Below are 14,603 nucleotides of genomic sequence, written 5' to 3' on the forward strand. Positions count from 1 at the left end.
TCAAAGGGGCGCGCTGCCCTGTTCATGTGGCGTGAAGGGATCATTGTGCCGCGATCCCTTCAAGTTGGTCTTCCAGCGCATCGGCGGCATCCTGCAGGGCGGCCAGCGTTTCTGCGTCGGGGCTCCAGTAGTTGCGGTCGTGCGCTTCAAGCAGGCGGTTGGCCATGCGGCTTGACGCGGTCGGGTTGAGGTCAGCAAGGCGCTGGCGCATGTCTTCATCCAGCACAAAGGTCTCAGAGAGGCGCTGGTAAACCCACGGATCAACCTGACCTGTGGTGGCGGACCAGCCCATCGTATTGGTCACCTGCGCCTCGATCTGGCGCACGCCTTCGGCCCCGTGTTTCAGCAGGCCCTCGAAAAATTTCGGGTTCAGGCTGCGGCTGCGGGTTTCAAGTGCCACTTGCTCTTTCAGGGTGCGGACCTTGCCCGATCCACGGGTCTGATCCCCGATATAGACGGCGGCCTCGGACCCTTTGGCGCGTTTAACCGCCCGCGCGATGCCACCCAGCGTGTCGAAATAATGATCAACCGTGGTCACGCCCAGTTCAACAGATTCGAGGTTCTGATAGGCCACATCGACCTCGGCCAGTTGGGACTGCAGCAGCGCGGCATTGGAGGACGCCTTGCCGTCTGTGCCATAGGCAAAGCTCTTTCGGGCCTGATAGGCATCGGCCAATTCGTCTTCATCGCCAAAGGCGGAACTGTCCACCAGCTGGTTGACGTTGGATCCGTAAGCACCCTCGGCGTTCGAGAAGACCCTCAGGGATGCCTCTGCCATATCGCAGCCAGTTTTTTCGGCATAGGCCAGCGCATGGGCGCGGATATAGTTCAACTCAACCGGTTCATCGGCCATGGCGCATTTCTGTGCGGCCTCAGCCAGCATCCGGGTCTGCAAGGGCAAGAGATCACGGAAGATACCCGACAGCGTCATGATCACATCAATGCGCGGACGTCCGAGGTCTTCCAATGAAATCAGATCCGCTCCGGCGAGCCGTCCAAAACTGTCAAAGCGGGGCACGCATCCCATCAGGGCCAGCGCCTGTGCAATCGGGCCGCCGTCGGATTTGATGTTGTCGCTGCCCCAGAGCACCAGCGCCACGGTGCGCGGCAGCGTCTGATGCGTATCCAGCAACAGTTGCGCCTGTTTCGCACCGTCCTGACAGGCAAAGGCCGTCGGCATGCGGAAGGGGTCAAAAGCATGGATATTGCGCCCTGTCGGCAGGATATCCGTGGAGCGGATCAGATCGCCACCCGGCACGGGTGCGATGTAGCGCGCGGAAAGCGCACGGCAGATCGCATCAAGTTCGGTTTCCTGTTGCAGCAGCGCATCCACCCGCGCGCGGGTGGCGTCATCTGCGTGATCCATGATGCTGAGGTATTCCGCCCGCGCCGCATCAGAGAGCGGTTTGCCAAGAATGTGCAGACCGTCCGGGATCAGCGCGTCTTCGGTTTCCAGCAGTTTGAGCCACAGCTGATCGGGTGTGACATCACCCATGTCCACCGCATCCGCCTGCTGGGCAATGAGGGCTTGCAACTCGTCCCGCTCGTCGCTGTCCTGATCCATCGCGCGCCAGCGGGTCAGGCTGTCCTTGAGGTCCAAAAGCCCTTTGTAGAGCCCCGAAGCCGCCAGAGGCGGTGTCAGATGGGTGATGGTCACCGCACCGGAACGGCGTTTGGCCAGCGAGGCCTCGGACGGGTTGTTCGACGCATAAAGGTAGATGTTCGGCATCTCACCGATCAGACGATCCGGCCAGTCACGCGCCCCAAGGCCCGCCTGTTTGCCGGGCATGAATTCGAGCGCGCCATGCATGCCGAAATGCAGGATCGCGTCTGCTTTCAGTGTATTGCGCAGCCAGAGATAGAAAGTGGTAAAGGCATGTGTCGGCGCAAACCCTTTTTCGAAGAGCAGCCGCATCGGGTCGCCTTCGTAACCGAAGGCCGGTTGCACGCCGACAAAGACCTTGCCGAAATGCGCACCAAGGATGAACACACCGCGCCCGTCCGATTGAATGCGCCCGGGTGCCGGGCCCCAGACCGCTTCGATCGCAGCCAGCGGGGGTGTGGTTTTCACGATGGTGTCGGCGGTTACGTGATCCGCGACATTGGCTTCCTGACCGTATTGCCTGGCGTTGCCCGCGAGTACCTTGTCGCGCAGCGCATCGACGGTTTCCGGGACCTCGACATCATAACCATCGGCCTTAAGGCGGTGCAACGTGTTGAACAGGCTCTCAAAAACGCTGAGGTACGCCGCAGTGCCCACGGCCCCCGCGTTGGGCGGGAAACCAAACAGAACGATCCCGAGCGTCTTTTCCGCGTTGGTCTTGCGCCGCAAAGTGGTCATGCGGATGGTCTTTTCGACAAGGCTGTCGACCCGTTCGATGCAGGGGGCCATGGCCTTGTGATCAGACTTCATCTCACAGTCATGATTGCAGCCGTGACACCCTGCTGTGCCGTGGCGACCGGCAAAAACGGTCGGGTTGGTTGCACCGTCAAGTTCAGGCAGCGCGATAAGCATCGTCGTCTCTATGGGTCCAAGCCCCTGCGTCGAGCACGCCCATTGCTCCAGCGTCTGAAACTCAAGCGGATGCGCGGCAAGGTAGGGCACATCAAGGTCTTTCAGGACCGCGATGGCGGCGTCGTTGTCATTATAGGCAGGGCCACCGACCAGCGAAAAACCGGTCAGAGACACCATCGCGTCAATCTGCGTGCCGGACTGATCGCGGAAATAGGCATCAATCGCGGGTCGCCCATCAAGGCCCCCGGCAAAGGCAGCGCGCACCGCAATGCCACGCGCTTCAAAGCTGCGAATGACAGCATCGTAATGCGCCGTATCCGAGGACAACACATAGGAGCGCATCAACAACAACCCGACCGTCGCCGTGGCACCTTCGGGGCGGGGCAGGTCGTTCAGATCGGTGGTAATCCGTGTCGGCAGGTCGGGATGATAAAGCCCGGCATCGGGGTACTCGATGGGCGCGGGGGCCTCTGGTGCCTTGGCCCATCCGGGGTTCCTGGCGTAGCGGTTGAGCAAAAAGCGCATCATCGCTTCTACATTGTCGTCCGAACCACCCAGCCAGTATTGCATGCTCATGAACCAGGCGCGCAAATCCTGGCTTTTGCCCGGAATGAACTTCAGGATTTTTGGCAAGCGGCGCAGGAGCGCCATCTTGTCCGCCCCCGATGAACTCGACGGTTTGGAGGAGCCACGCAGCTTTTTCATCAGCTTCATGGCACCCGATTTCGGCGCCATCATATCGAGCGCGCCCATCTTGGTCAGCTTGACGATGGAGGCATCGGCAATCACGCCGATCATCGCATCGCAATGCGGGCGGCGGGCCTCAAGGCTGGGAAGAATGCGGGCATAATGCTCTTCGAGGAACAGCAGATTGGCGATGATGATATCGCCGGTTTCCACCGCTGCTTTGGCCGCTTCAAAGGTGCCGGGTGTTTCGCCCCATTCCGCCGCTGCGTGAATGGACACATCCAGCCCGGGGTAATCCGCAGACAGACGTTCTGCCGCGCGCATGGCCGGACCCGCCGCATGGCTGTCCAGCGTGACAACCACCACGCGATAGCCGGGCAGTTGCCCGTTTATGCCAACCTCATCGCGCATAATGGGCCTTTGCTTCGTACAGCGTATCAACGCTGATTTCGCCGACGCCACGTTCGGAGGCGAAGGTTTCGGTGTTGCGCCGTGCCTTGCCGCGCACAAAGAAGGGGATCTTTTTCAACTCGCGTTCCGCATCCGCCAGCCACACGACTTCTACCGAGGTGCCGGTGTTTTCCGGCTGTGGCGCGGCCTGCGGTGCAGGTTCGGCGGCTTGCGGCTTGGGGGAATGCCCGCCGTGATGGGAGGGACCTGCGGCGTCATGAAATTCGAAATCATCGCGGAACATGTGCAGCAGATGCTCTTCAAGCCCCATGACCAACGGGTGGACCCATGTGTCAAAGATGACATTTGCGCCTTCAACGCCCATCTGGGGTGAATAGCGGGCGGGGAAATCCTGCACATGCACGGGCGCCGAAATCACGGCACAGGGAATGCCCAGACGTTTGCCGATATGGCGTTCCATCTGCGTGCCGAGGATCATTTCGGGCTGCAGCGCTTCGATCCGGCTTTCGACTTCGAGATAGTCGTCAGTGATGAGTGCCTCGATCCCGAAGTCACGCGCCAGCGCTCGGACCGGACGGGCCATTTCGCGGTTGTAACAGCCAAGGCCGACGACCTCGAACCCCATCTCATCACGCGCGATGCGCGCAGCGGCGATGACATGCGTACCATCCCCGAAGAGGAACACGCGTTTGCCTGTCAGATAGGTGCTGTCGACCGATCTGGAGTACCATGGCAGGCGCAACCGACTGTCGTCGAGATAGGGGGCGACACCAGCGATCTGTGCCACTTCGGCAATGAAATCGCGTGTCGCACCGACACCAATCGGGACGGTTTTGGTGTAGGGTTGGCCGAGTTCGCGTTCCATCCAGCGCGCAGCGGTTTCCGCCGTTTCGGGATACATCAGAACATTGAAATGCGCCGCACCGATCCGGGCGATATCCGTGGGCGTGGCATCCATCGGGGCCACCACATTCACGCTGATGCCCATATCCGACAACAGACCTGTCAACTCGGTGATGTCGTCGCGGTGCCGGAAACCAAGAGCGGTCGGACCAATCAGGTTGCAGGTGATCTGCTTGGTGCGCGCCATCGGCTTCGCCAGTGTCCGCACGATCTGGAAAAAGGTCTCATCCGCGCCAAAGTTCTCTTTGCGCTGGTAGCTGGGCAGTTCCAGTGGGATCACGGGGATCGGAATGCCCATGGTTTCGGACATGCCCCCGGGGTCATCCTGAATGAGTTCCGCCGTGCAGGAGGCCCCGACAATCAACGCCTCCGGCTGGAAACGGTCATAGGCGTCCTGCAGCGTTTGCTTGAACAGATCGGCCGTATCAGAGCCAAGATCACGCGCCTGAAAGGTCGTGTAGGTTACGGGCGGGCGGTGGTCGCGCCGCTCGATCATGGTGAACAGCAGATCCGCATAGGTATCGCCCTGCGGCGCATGCAACACGTAGTGCAGACCTTTCATACCCGTGGCGACGCGCATCGCGCCGACATGGGGCGGGCCCTCATATGTCCAGACCGTCAGTTTCATTCGGCGGCCTCCACTTTAAGCAATCCGGCGCGGCGCACCGGACGGGAAAAGAGCCCGGCAAGATCACCGGCCTGTTCGTAGAAATGCACAGGGGTGAACACGAGCTCGATGGCCCATTTTGTGGCCAGCCCCTCAGCTTCGAGAGGGTTGGCAAGACCAAGCCCACAGACCGTCAGATCAGGGCGGGCCGCGCGGCAGCGGTCAAGCTGCAGATCAACGTCCTGCCCTTCGGATATCACGGGGCCTTGCGCGAGCATCTCAAGGTCGGACCCGATGATGCCTTTGTGCACGAAAGGCGAGCCGACTTCGATCGCCTCCATCCCGCACTCGCGGGTCAGAAAGCGGGCCAGCGGGATTTCAAGCTGGCTGTCAGGAAAGAAGAAAATCGTCTTGCCCCGCAGGGCCTCAGATGCCTGCGAAATGGCCTTGCGCGCGCGGGCACGGGGGGCGGCGGTCACGCGTTCGAATGTGTCGGCATCGACGCCAAATTCATCGGCAATGACGCGCAGCCACGCGGTCGTGCCTTCTTCACCAAAGGGGAAGGGGGCCGGCAAGTGCCGTGCACCGCGCCGTTCAAGCGCACCATGTGTATCGCCCAGAAAGGGCTGCGTGAGCGCAAAAACCGTGTTTTCACCAATGCCAAGATCGGTATCGGCACGCGGGGCTGGCAACACCTTGATCGGGCCAATGCCCATCTGTTCGAGCAGGGAAACCGCTTGTTCCTCGACCACATCAGGCAAAGCGCCCACCAGAAGCAGTTGGCGTGTATCCGTTTTCGGCAGGACCGGCACCATGGAAGCGAGGCAGGCGTCCTCGCCTTGCGTAAAGGTGGTTTCAATGCCGGAGCCGGAGAAGTTCAGCACCCGCACGGAGGGGGCGTATTTCTCGGTCATACGCTCGGCGGCGCGCGACAGGTCCAGTTTGATGACCTCAGAGGGGCAGGAGCCGACGAGGAACAATTGCTTGATATCCGTGCGCCGGGCGAGCAGTTGATCCACGACCTTGTCGAGTTCAGCCTGCGCATCGGCAAGACCGGCCAGATCGGTTTCTTCGAGGATGGCGGTGCCAAAACGCGGTTCGGCAAAAATCATCACCCCTGCCGCGGATTGCAAAAGATGTGCGCAGGTGCGGCTGCCCACGACGAGGAAAAACGCATCCTGCATCTTGCGGTGCAACCAGATGATACCGGTCAGCCCGCAAAAGACTTCGCGCTGGCCACGTTGCTTGAGAATCGGTGCGTTGCTGCATCCGCCCTGGGCTGGAAGTCGGGGAAGTTCTGTCATGCGGCCACCTCTGGCGTCGTATCGGAAGTCGTGTCGGAAGCTGCGGCGGCCTGCAGTCTTGCTGCGCGGAGTTTCAGGATAAACTGGATCGCGTTTATCACGTAGGCACCGTAGGCCGTCAGCGCCAAAATCATCAGGTTTGTGGTGCTCATCGCGTCACTGAAAAGCGCCCAGATATAGGCCGTGTGCAACGCGATCACCGCGAAGGAAAACACATCCTCCCAAAAGAAGGCAGGGGCGAAAAGATATTGACCAAAAACGATTTTTTCCCAGATCGCACCGGTGACCATGATCAGATAGAGCAGCATCGTCTTGAGCACGATGGACCATGTGGCAATGACGTACCCCTCGCCGTTCCAGAGGTAGCGCACCACCAGCACCAGAGAGACCAGAAAGACCGCGAATTGCAGCGGCGCAAGCACGCCCTGAATGGTCGTCCAGACGGTCTCGTCACGCCGGGCGCGCTCTTCCGCTGAATAAAGGCCGGTTGGGGCCGATGTTCTGGACGCATGTCCGTTCATTTGGGGAGTCGCCTTTCTTGCCATCTACACCGAAACTAGCGGCTTTCAGCGAAAAGTGTCAACTAAAACTTACACACCTGAAACGCATAGTTTACATTCAGAATGTCGTCCGAAATCACCCCTCGCCCAGCGCAAGCCATAAAAACAATGCTATTTGGGTTTGAATTCCTGTAAATTGACTGTTTTAAGCGGCACAGACTGTCAATTTGATTTGACATTTTGCTGCCAAGGGTAGACCTTTTGTATATATATCGACTCTGCGGGGGCCCCTGCCCTCGCGATGCAAAAGGTGAAGGGTCGTTAGGAAAGAGCCATGTCGACGGATGATCAAACAGACCCGCGTGGCGTAATGCGCAACCGGCCCGACAGTGTGGATGTTTTGGCATCGACAGTCATCTCCGTGCTGCGTGACCGGCAAGCTGTGTCCTGTGAGGGATTGCGCCAGTTCGTGCTGGACCAGATATCGTCGCGGGTTCTGAGCAAGAAACACTTTGCACCCGATGTTGTGCTGGCAGAACTGCGCGGCTATCGTCTGTCGGTGGATGCCATCATTGATCTCTATGTCCCAGCCGCCGCCCGCATGCTGGGTGAGCAATGGGTCGATGACAAAATCAGTTTTGCCGATGTGACAATCGGAACGATGCGCTTGCAAGCGCTGCTGGCCGATGCCTCCGGAGCAAGCTGCGTTGACCACAAGGTCGGTGCGGTGCGGCTGAACGCCCTCGTGGTGATCCCCCAGAATGAACAGCATTTTCTCGGCGCCAGCGTTGTGGCTGCGCAATTGCGCCGTTTGGGCTGCGAAGTCGCAATGTCCTATGACGAGGATCACGGTGCCCTGACGGCCCGCCTGATCAACGATGTTCCCGACCTCGTGCTGGTCACATGTGGCCGCCTTGAAACCCTGCCAAGTGTTGCCAATACAATACAGGTTGTGCGGAAAGCTGTCGGAAACGATCCAACGCTTGCAGTTGGTGGGGCTTGTCAGGTCAATAAACAGCGCGTGATGGAAATAACAGGTGCTGATATCGTGACCAGTGTTGCAGAAGAAGCTGTGGCGCACTGCCTGAAATACGTCAATTCACCAAGCACTTCATGACAACCGGCGGAAATACCTTCTGGTCCAGTGGGGCAGTACCGCTGATCGAACCCGAGTTTCTGAGCAGTATTATCGCCGCTGCGTCGGACATTGCGCTGGTGGTATCTGCTGAAGGCATAATTCTTTCTGTTGTCGTGAATTCTCACAGCGAGTCTTTTGGCAACCTCAAGCATTGGGAAGATCGCCCCGTTTCGGAGTTCCTGACGCGGGAATCCATCCCGAAGTTTGAAAAGGCCCATGCGGCCTATCTCTTGGGCGAGGTTCCCAAAAAGCAGCTTGAGCTCAATCATAGTGACAACGCGGTGTGGCAATACCCCGTGCGCTATACGTTTCATCGGTTCGGGCATGAAAACGCGGCACTGCTGTTGGGGCGCGACTTGCGGCCCATTGCCGAAACACAACAACAGTTGGTCCAGGCGCAGATCGCGCTGGAACAGGGCTATGAAGCACGGCGTGAATTTGACGCGCGCTACCGTGTTTTGCTGGCCAACACCAAACAGGCCGTGGTTTTTGTCTCGGTCCAGAGCGGGCGCGTTGAGGATGCAAACGAAGCCGCTGCGGCCCTCTTGGGCCTGAATGCGGATGCGCTGCGCTCCAGCAGCTTTGCGCAGCATTTCATGGATCGCTCGAATGTCGAACTGACCGAAAGCCTGATGAATGCAACGCTGGCCGAAGAAGAAGGCCAGGTGACATTGACCGCCACGCGTACGCAAGCCACCGTGATCGCGCATCCGGTTGTGTTCCGCGCCGGTGGGCAGCGCGTATTGATGTGCCGCCTGGAAACAAAGGAAAGCAAGGCCGCGACCCCGGATGCAGCGGCGGACCACGCGCTGGCCATGTTCCGCGCTGGCAGTGACGCCATGCTGTTCATGGGACCCAATGGTGTGATCATCTCGGTAAACGAAAGTTTTCTGGATCTCGTCGGCGCGGCGCATCTGTCTGATGTGGTTGGGCGTAGTTTCGGGGATTTCCTCGGGCGCGGGCAGATTGATCTGGCAGTTCTGACAGAGCAGCCGCAGCGGTCGGGTCATATGCGCATCTATGCCACCAAACTGGTGAATGATCTGGGCACGCGTCTGGCGGTCGAAATCTCCGCCACGCATCTGGCGGATGCGGATGTTGCAGCCATTGGCTGCATGATCCGCGATGTCAGCCGGACGGAAACCGCACGCGGGGGCAGTGGCGGGACGATATCAAACGCCGCTCCGGCGGAGCCTGCGCGCAATGTCATGGATCTTGTCGGCTCGGCTGCCCTCAAGGATATCGTGGCGGAAACAACGGATGTTGTCGAAAAGATGTGCATCGAAACGGCGGTCGAGTTGACCAACAACAACCGCGTTGCCGCCGCCGAAATGCTGGGCCTGTCGCGCCAGAGCCTCTATGTGAAATTGCGCAAGTACGGACTCCTCAACAAAAACGGTTAGTGTGACGCAGTCCTGGCCCTTGCACCGACTCAAAGTGTAAGGCATAGTTTACACATGGCTGTAACTGATAGCATACATACCCGTCGATTCCCCGAGCCCGCCGCCGCGCTGCGGCTGATCAAACCGATCACATGGTTTCCGCCGATGTGGGCCTATCTTTGCGGTGTTGTTTCCTCCGGTGTGTCGCCGGTCGGGAACTGGACATTGGTCTTACTGGGCGTCGTTCTGGCCGGTCCCATCGTCTGCGGGATGAGCCAGGCTGCAAATGATTGGTGCGACCGCCATGTAGATGCCATCAACGAACCCCACAGGCCGATCCCGTCGGGTCGCATCCCGGGCCGTTGGGGCCTTTGGATTGCGCTGGCCATGTCGGTTCTGTCGCTTGGCGTCGGCTGGCAACTCGGCCCTTGGGGCTTTGGCGCGACGGTTGTCGGCGTGCTCGCGGCCTGGGCCTATTCCGCCGAACCGGTCCGGCTCAAGCGGTCCGGCTGGTGGGGTCCGGGGCTGGTCGGCCTGAGCTATGAGACACTACCATGGTTTACAGGCGCTGCCGTGTTGAGTGCGGGCGCGCCGAGCCTCCCCGTCATCGTGATTGCCGTCCTTTACGGTATCGGCGCGCATGGCATTATGACATTGAATGACTTCAAGGCCCTGGAAGGTGACAGGCAGATGGGTGTCAACTCCCTGCCCGTCACCCTTGGCCCGCAACGCGCAGCGCAGGTTGCCTGCGCCGTCATGTCCGCCCCGCAGGTGGTTGTCGTCTTCCTGCTGTTTTCGTGGGGCAAGCCGCTGCACGCTGCCGGGGTCTGCGCCGTGCTGTTTGTGCAGTTCTGGGCCATGACGATCATGTTCAAGGATCCAAAGGCCAAAGCGCCATGGTATAATGGCACCGGCGTGTTGCTCTATATCAGTGGCATGATGATTGCAGCCTTTGCACTAAGGGGGCTCGCCTGATGCTCAGTTGGTTCGGGATTATGCGGCTGGGCCTCGTGCAGATGTCGCTGGGCGCGATTGTGGTGCTGACCACGGCGACCATGAACCGGGTCATGGTGGTTGAACTGGCGATGCCCGCGATTCTGCCGGGGCTATTGGTTTCCATTTATTACGGCACGCAGTTTTTGCGCCCGCGCTTTGGCCATAGTGCGGATCAGGGCGGTCAACGCACGCCCTGGGTCATCGGTGGAGTGGCTTTGCTGGCTGCAGGCGCGATTGGCGCAGCGCTCTCCGTCGGGCTGATGGAAAGGATCGCGTGGGCCGGTATTGCCACCGCTATCCCGTCGTTTCTGCTGATCGGGCTTGGCATCGGGGCGGCGGGTACGAACCTGCTGGCGCTGCTGTCCACCCGTGTGAGTGCGCAGCGACAGGCACCGGCAGGCAGCCTTGTCTGGATCATGATGATCTTCGGGCTTGCAGTGACCGGGATCACCGCAGGCCAGCTTCTTGATCCCTACTCGCATGGTCGCCTCGTTGCGGTGACGCTGGGTGTGTCGGCTGTCGCGCTGACGCTGACCTGCCTTGGCATCTGGGGTCAGGAACGCGGCGAAAAGCGCGTCGTTGAAAAACGTAACGGAAATTTCCGCGCCATTCTGCGCGAGCTTTGGGTTGACCCAAGGGTGCGTATTTTCACGATCTTCGTCTTTGCCTCGATGCTGGCCTATAACCTGCAGGATCTAATCCTCGAACCCTTCGCAGGCCATGTCTTTGGCCTGACCGTCGGGGAAAGCACCAAATTGGGAGGCATGCACCACGCAGGTGCCCTCATGGGTATGATCGCGGTTTTGCTCGGCGGGACAGTGCTGGCACGCTGGTTCATTGTGCCGACCCGGGTCTGGGTTGTGGGCGGCTGCCTTTTGTCAGGTGTCTCGCTCGTCGGGCTGGCCTATGGCGGTCTGCACGCAGCAAGCTGGCCGATTGGGGCGAATATCTTTGTGCTGGGTCTGGCCAATGGCGCCTTTGCCGTGGCCGCGATCGGCGCGATGATGGGTCTGGCCCGCGAGGGCGGCGGCGGGAGCGAAGGGGTCCGCATGGGGCTTTTCGGCGCGGCACAGGCCATTGCCTTTGGCCTCGGCTCCTTTGCGGGAACGGCCATGGTTGATCTGATGCGATGGATCACCTCTCAGGACGCGGTCGCCTATGGCAGTGTGTTTGCCATTGAAGGACTTGTTTTCTTGGTCGCAGCGGTGCTCGCCCTGCGGCTGACTTCACCTCACGCGGACGCACGCGCGCGGCCCGCCATGATGCCGGGAGAATAAACGGATGTATGATGTAGTTGTGATTGGCGGAGGCCCATCGGGGGCCACAGCCGCCCTTGATCTGGTTCACTCCGGGCACAGGGTTGCGCTTTTGGACCGCAAAGGGCGGATCAAGCCCTGTGGTGGCGCGATCCCACCACGACTGATGCAGGATTTCCACATCGGTGATGATCAGCTGCTGGCCAAGGTCAACACCGCGCGGATGATTTCGCCCACGGGGCGCAAAGTGGATATCCCGATTGAAAATGGCTTTGTCGGCATGGTGGATCGCAAGGATTTCGACCCGTTCCTGCGCCAACGCGCGGCCGATGCGGGGGCTGATTACTTCACCGGCACCTTCGTGCGGATCGAACGGCCCGAGGGCACACCGGTCGTGATCTACCGCGACAAGGCCACGCAGGAGGAACGCGAACTGCCCTGCAAGCTGGTGATCGGTGCGGATGGCGCGAAATCACGCGTCGGGCTGGCCGAGGTCAAGGATGCGGACAAGGTGCCGCTGGTCTTTGCCTATCACGAGATCATCAAGGCACCGCCAAAATCCGCGATCTATGATCCGGAACGCTGTGACGTGATCTATGACGGGGCGATTTCGCCGGATTTCTATGGCTGGGTTTTCCCCCATGGCAACAGCGCGAGTGTCGGCATGGGAACGGAACTCTCATCCGTGAACCTCAAGGAAGCCACCGCCGCTCTGCGCGATGCCGCCGGGCTGTCCGACTGTGAAACCATCCGCAAAGAAGGCGCACCCATCCCCTTGCGTCCGCTCGACCGCTGGGACAATGGCAAGGACGTGCTGTTGGCAGGGGATGCCGCAGGCGTCGTGGCCCCCAGTTCCGGCGAAGGTATCTATTACGCGATGGTGGGGGGGCGCGTGGCGGCAACCGCTTGTGCCGCAACACTGGCATCGGGCCGTGTGAAGGATCTGCGGTTGGCGCGTCAGCTGTTCATGAAAGAGCACAAGATGGTGTTCAGGGTCCTCGGCTCCATGCAGAACGCCTATTATCGCAGCGACGAACGCCGCGAGCGTTTCGTGTCGCTGTGTCATGATGTGGACGTCCAGCGCCTCACGTTCGAAGCCTATATGAACAAGAAGCTCGTGCGCGCCCGGCCCATGGCCCACCTCAAGATCGGGATAAAAAACCTTGCGCATCTGACAGGCCTTGTGGCAACGACGCGCGTATGACGATCATGATCCCGGCCTGGGTAAATGGCACGCTGACATCCGTTGAAAAGCTAGAGGCCCATGTAAAAGGGCTGCGCCACAAAGCCGTGTCGGTTTTTGTGCTCAAGGGGGACGCGGTGTTGATGCAACAACGCGCCATGTGCAAATACCATACGCCGGGGCTGTGGACGAACACATGTTGCACGCATCCCGAATGGGATGAGGCCCCCGAGGTTTGCGCGATCCGCCGTCTGGATGAAGAGCTTGGGGTGCGCGGCTTGATCCCTCAACACCGCCATCACCTCGAATACCGCGCGGATGTGGGCGGCGGCTTGATTGAGCATGAAGTGGTCGACGTCTTTGTCGCGGAGGCGGATGAAACCCTCGTCGTGTTGCCGAATCCGGATGAGGTCATGGCAGTCGAATGGGTGCACTTTGATGATCTGGTCGATCAGGTCGCGCAACACCCCGACAGATATACGCCATGGCTTCGCATCTACCTGAGGGATCACGCGGCCACGATTTTCGGGGAACTTGCCCTGCTTTAAAGCGTCTGACGAAATACCTCAAACATCAAGCATCATGTAACGCGTTGAAATCTTTGGTTTCTGGCAGCGTAACGTGATCGAGGTTTTTCACATGACGCTTTAGACTGCGGTGGCGTGGAACGCCTCGTTTCCAGACTTCATCGACCGTTCGTCTGTGACAGCGGCATTCCTGTAAAAATCCAAGCGCTTGCAGCTTTGCACTATCGCCCTGCCCAAGCGGGACCGGGTAATGGTTTTGCGCCTTGTGCAAAGGCAGTACGATGCAGACTCCCGGATATCGGAATGAGCGTGGTACTCGCTGCTTCATATCAGATTGCGTCTTGCACCTTGCTATTGGCGTCATTGAACACCTCACAGATGAGCGACGACCTCCGGGTATTGAATTAATTTGTTTTGGTTACTCAAAATAAACGCAATTCCCATAACCCTCGGACACCGCAGAACGCGGCGCTCGGAGGCTCAATGCACAACTGCAAACGTTTCGTTTACCTTTTCTGGGTTTTTCTTTCGTCGGGATTTGCTTTTGAGGCAGAAGCATCAACGCAAAATTCTGCCGCACGACATGTCTGTGACCAAGCTGCTGTTCAAGCAGCACGCAGTTCGGATGTGCCTTTGAGCGTGCTCAAAGCCATCGCGAGGACTGAAAGCGGGATCACGGTGGATGACCAGTTTGCCCCCTGGCCCTGGACGGTAAATTCAGAAGGACGCGGGGTCAGGTTCTCCTCGGCTGAAGAAGCCATTGAATACGTTGGCTTGAACCGTCAGCGCGGCGTGAGCAACATCGACATCGGTTGTTTTCAGATAAACTACAAATGGCATGGGGCGAACTTTTCATCCGTTCAGGAGATGTTCAACCCGTACAAAAATGCGCTTTATGCCGCGAATTTTCTGACCTCTCTTTACAATGAGTTTGAGGATTGGACCAAGGCCGCCGGCGCGTATCATTCACGAAATACAGAGCATTCCGACCTTTATCTTGCAAAGTACATTCCAATTCTGGAGCAGCTTGACCAGACGGGCAGGCTGAGCGGTGCGCAAAAACAAAGCGTAACGAAAGCAAACTCATTTCCATTGCTGATTGGTCAACCCGCCGACTCAACGCGAGGCTCTTTGTTTCCGTTGGCGGCTTCATCCCGAGGCAACCTGCTCGTTTCCTCCGGCAGAAAGAACTGA

The 14,603-nt window shown here is 59.3% G+C and carries 11 protein-coding genes; 7 read left to right on the plus strand and 4 right to left on the minus strand.

What is annotated here, in order from left to right; all coding sequences use genetic code 11:
- Nucleotides 1-40: 40 nt before the first annotated feature.
- From RD1_RS00630 to bchF, 4 genes are read right to left on the minus strand one after another with little or no spacing between them, the layout of a single operon-like run.
- Entirely contained in the window at nucleotides 41-3,613 is a 3,573-nt protein-coding gene (locus RD1_RS00630) for a magnesium chelatase subunit H (protein ID WP_011566494.1), read from the minus strand.
- Nucleotides 3,603-5,144 carry a ferredoxin:protochlorophyllide reductase (ATP-dependent) subunit B gene (gene bchB, locus RD1_RS00635; RefSeq protein ID WP_011566495.1) on the minus strand — a complete coding sequence of 514 codons (1,542 nt, stop codon included), beginning with the start codon at nucleotides 5,142-5,144 and terminating at the stop codon, nucleotides 3,603-3,605. Before bchB ends, RD1_RS00630 begins: the two co-directional genes overlap by 11 nt.
- The gene (locus tag RD1_RS00640) at nucleotides 5,141-6,427 is read right to left on the minus strand and encodes a ferredoxin:protochlorophyllide reductase (ATP-dependent) subunit N (protein WP_011566496.1); all 1,287 of its coding nucleotides are present in this window, start codon (nucleotides 6,425-6,427) and stop codon (nucleotides 5,141-5,143) included. Before RD1_RS00640 ends, bchB begins: the two co-directional genes overlap by 4 nt.
- A complete protein-coding gene (bchF, locus tag RD1_RS00645) occupies nucleotides 6,424-6,948 on the minus strand; it encodes a 2-vinyl bacteriochlorophyllide hydratase (protein ID WP_011566497.1) in 525 nt (174 codons plus the stop codon). Before bchF ends, RD1_RS00640 begins: the two co-directional genes overlap by 4 nt.
- A 313-nt stretch (nucleotides 6,949-7,261) precedes the next feature.
- On the opposite strand from bchF, the gene RD1_RS00650 reads away from it, so the two are divergent.
- The 7 genes from RD1_RS00650 to RD1_RS00680 all read left to right on the plus strand — a co-directional run bounded on the left by RD1_RS00650 (nucleotide 7,262) and on the right by RD1_RS00680 (nucleotide 14,603).
- Nucleotides 7,262-8,044 (plus strand): cobalamin B12-binding domain-containing protein, encoded by a 783-nt coding sequence (locus RD1_RS00650; protein WP_011566498.1) that lies wholly within the window; start codon nucleotides 7,262-7,264, stop codon nucleotides 8,042-8,044.
- The gene (gene ppsR, locus RD1_RS00655; RefSeq protein WP_011566499.1) at nucleotides 8,041-9,468 is read left to right on the plus strand and encodes a transcriptional regulator PpsR; all 1,428 of its coding nucleotides are present in this window, start codon (nucleotides 8,041-8,043) and stop codon (nucleotides 9,466-9,468) included. Before RD1_RS00650 ends, ppsR begins: the two co-directional genes overlap by 4 nt.
- A 54-nt stretch (nucleotides 9,469-9,522) precedes the next feature.
- Nucleotides 9,523-10,422 carry a chlorophyll synthase ChlG gene (chlG, locus tag RD1_RS00660; protein ID WP_011566500.1) on the plus strand — a complete coding sequence of 300 codons (900 nt, stop codon included), beginning with the start codon at nucleotides 9,523-9,525 and terminating at the stop codon, nucleotides 10,420-10,422.
- Nucleotides 10,422-11,720, plus strand: a complete 1,299-nt coding sequence (locus RD1_RS00665) for a BCD family MFS transporter (protein ID WP_011566501.1) — start codon at nucleotides 10,422-10,424, stop codon at nucleotides 11,718-11,720. The genes chlG and RD1_RS00665 overlap by 1 nt, the downstream gene beginning before the upstream one ends.
- A gap of 4 nt (nucleotides 11,721-11,724) precedes the next feature.
- Nucleotides 11,725-12,903, plus strand: coding sequence for a geranylgeranyl diphosphate reductase (locus RD1_RS00670; RefSeq protein ID WP_011566502.1), 1,179 nt, complete (start codon nucleotides 11,725-11,727; stop codon nucleotides 12,901-12,903).
- Nucleotides 12,900-13,430: an isopentenyl-diphosphate Delta-isomerase gene (idi, locus tag RD1_RS00675; protein WP_011566503.1), complete on the plus strand. Its 531-nt coding sequence runs from the start codon at nucleotides 12,900-12,902 to the stop codon at nucleotides 13,428-13,430. The genes RD1_RS00670 and idi overlap by 4 nt, the downstream gene beginning before the upstream one ends.
- A gap of 462 nt (nucleotides 13,431-13,892) precedes the next feature.
- A complete protein-coding gene (locus RD1_RS00680; protein WP_011566504.1) occupies nucleotides 13,893-14,603 on the plus strand; it encodes a transglycosylase SLT domain-containing protein in 711 nt (236 codons plus the stop codon).

It is taken from the genome of Roseobacter denitrificans OCh 114, assembly GCF_000014045.1.
Classification (GTDB): Bacteria; Pseudomonadota; Alphaproteobacteria; order Rhodobacterales; family Rhodobacteraceae; genus Roseobacter; species Roseobacter denitrificans.

Coding starts and splice junctions, on each gene's coding strand:
- RD1_RS00670 (WP_011566502.1), top strand. CDS start 11,725: ATGTATGATGTAGTTGTGATTGGCGGAGGCCCATCGGGGGCCACAGCC.
- RD1_RS00680 (WP_011566504.1), top strand. CDS start 13,893: ATGCACAACTGCAAACGTTTCGTTTACCTTTTCTGGGTTTTTCTTTCG.
- idi (WP_011566503.1), top strand. CDS start 12,900: ATGACGATCATGATCCCGGCCTGGGTAAATGGCACGCTGACATCCGTT.
- chlG (WP_011566500.1), top strand. CDS start 9,523: ATGGCTGTAACTGATAGCATACATACCCGTCGATTCCCCGAGCCCGCC.
- bchB (WP_011566495.1), bottom strand. CDS start 5,144: ATGAAACTGACGGTCTGGACATATGAGGGCCCGCCCCATGTCGGCGCG.
- RD1_RS00640 (WP_011566496.1), bottom strand. CDS start 6,427: ATGACAGAACTTCCCCGACTTCCAGCCCAGGGCGGATGCAGCAACGCA.
- RD1_RS00630 (WP_011566494.1), bottom strand. CDS start 3,613: ATGCGCGATGAGGTTGGCATAAACGGGCAACTGCCCGGCTATCGCGTG.
- ppsR (WP_011566499.1), top strand. CDS start 8,041: ATGACAACCGGCGGAAATACCTTCTGGTCCAGTGGGGCAGTACCGCTG.
- bchF (WP_011566497.1), bottom strand. CDS start 6,948: ATGAACGGACATGCGTCCAGAACATCGGCCCCAACCGGCCTTTATTCA.
- RD1_RS00665 (WP_011566501.1), top strand. CDS start 10,422: ATGCTCAGTTGGTTCGGGATTATGCGGCTGGGCCTCGTGCAGATGTCG.
- RD1_RS00650 (WP_011566498.1), top strand. CDS start 7,262: ATGTCGACGGATGATCAAACAGACCCGCGTGGCGTAATGCGCAACCGG.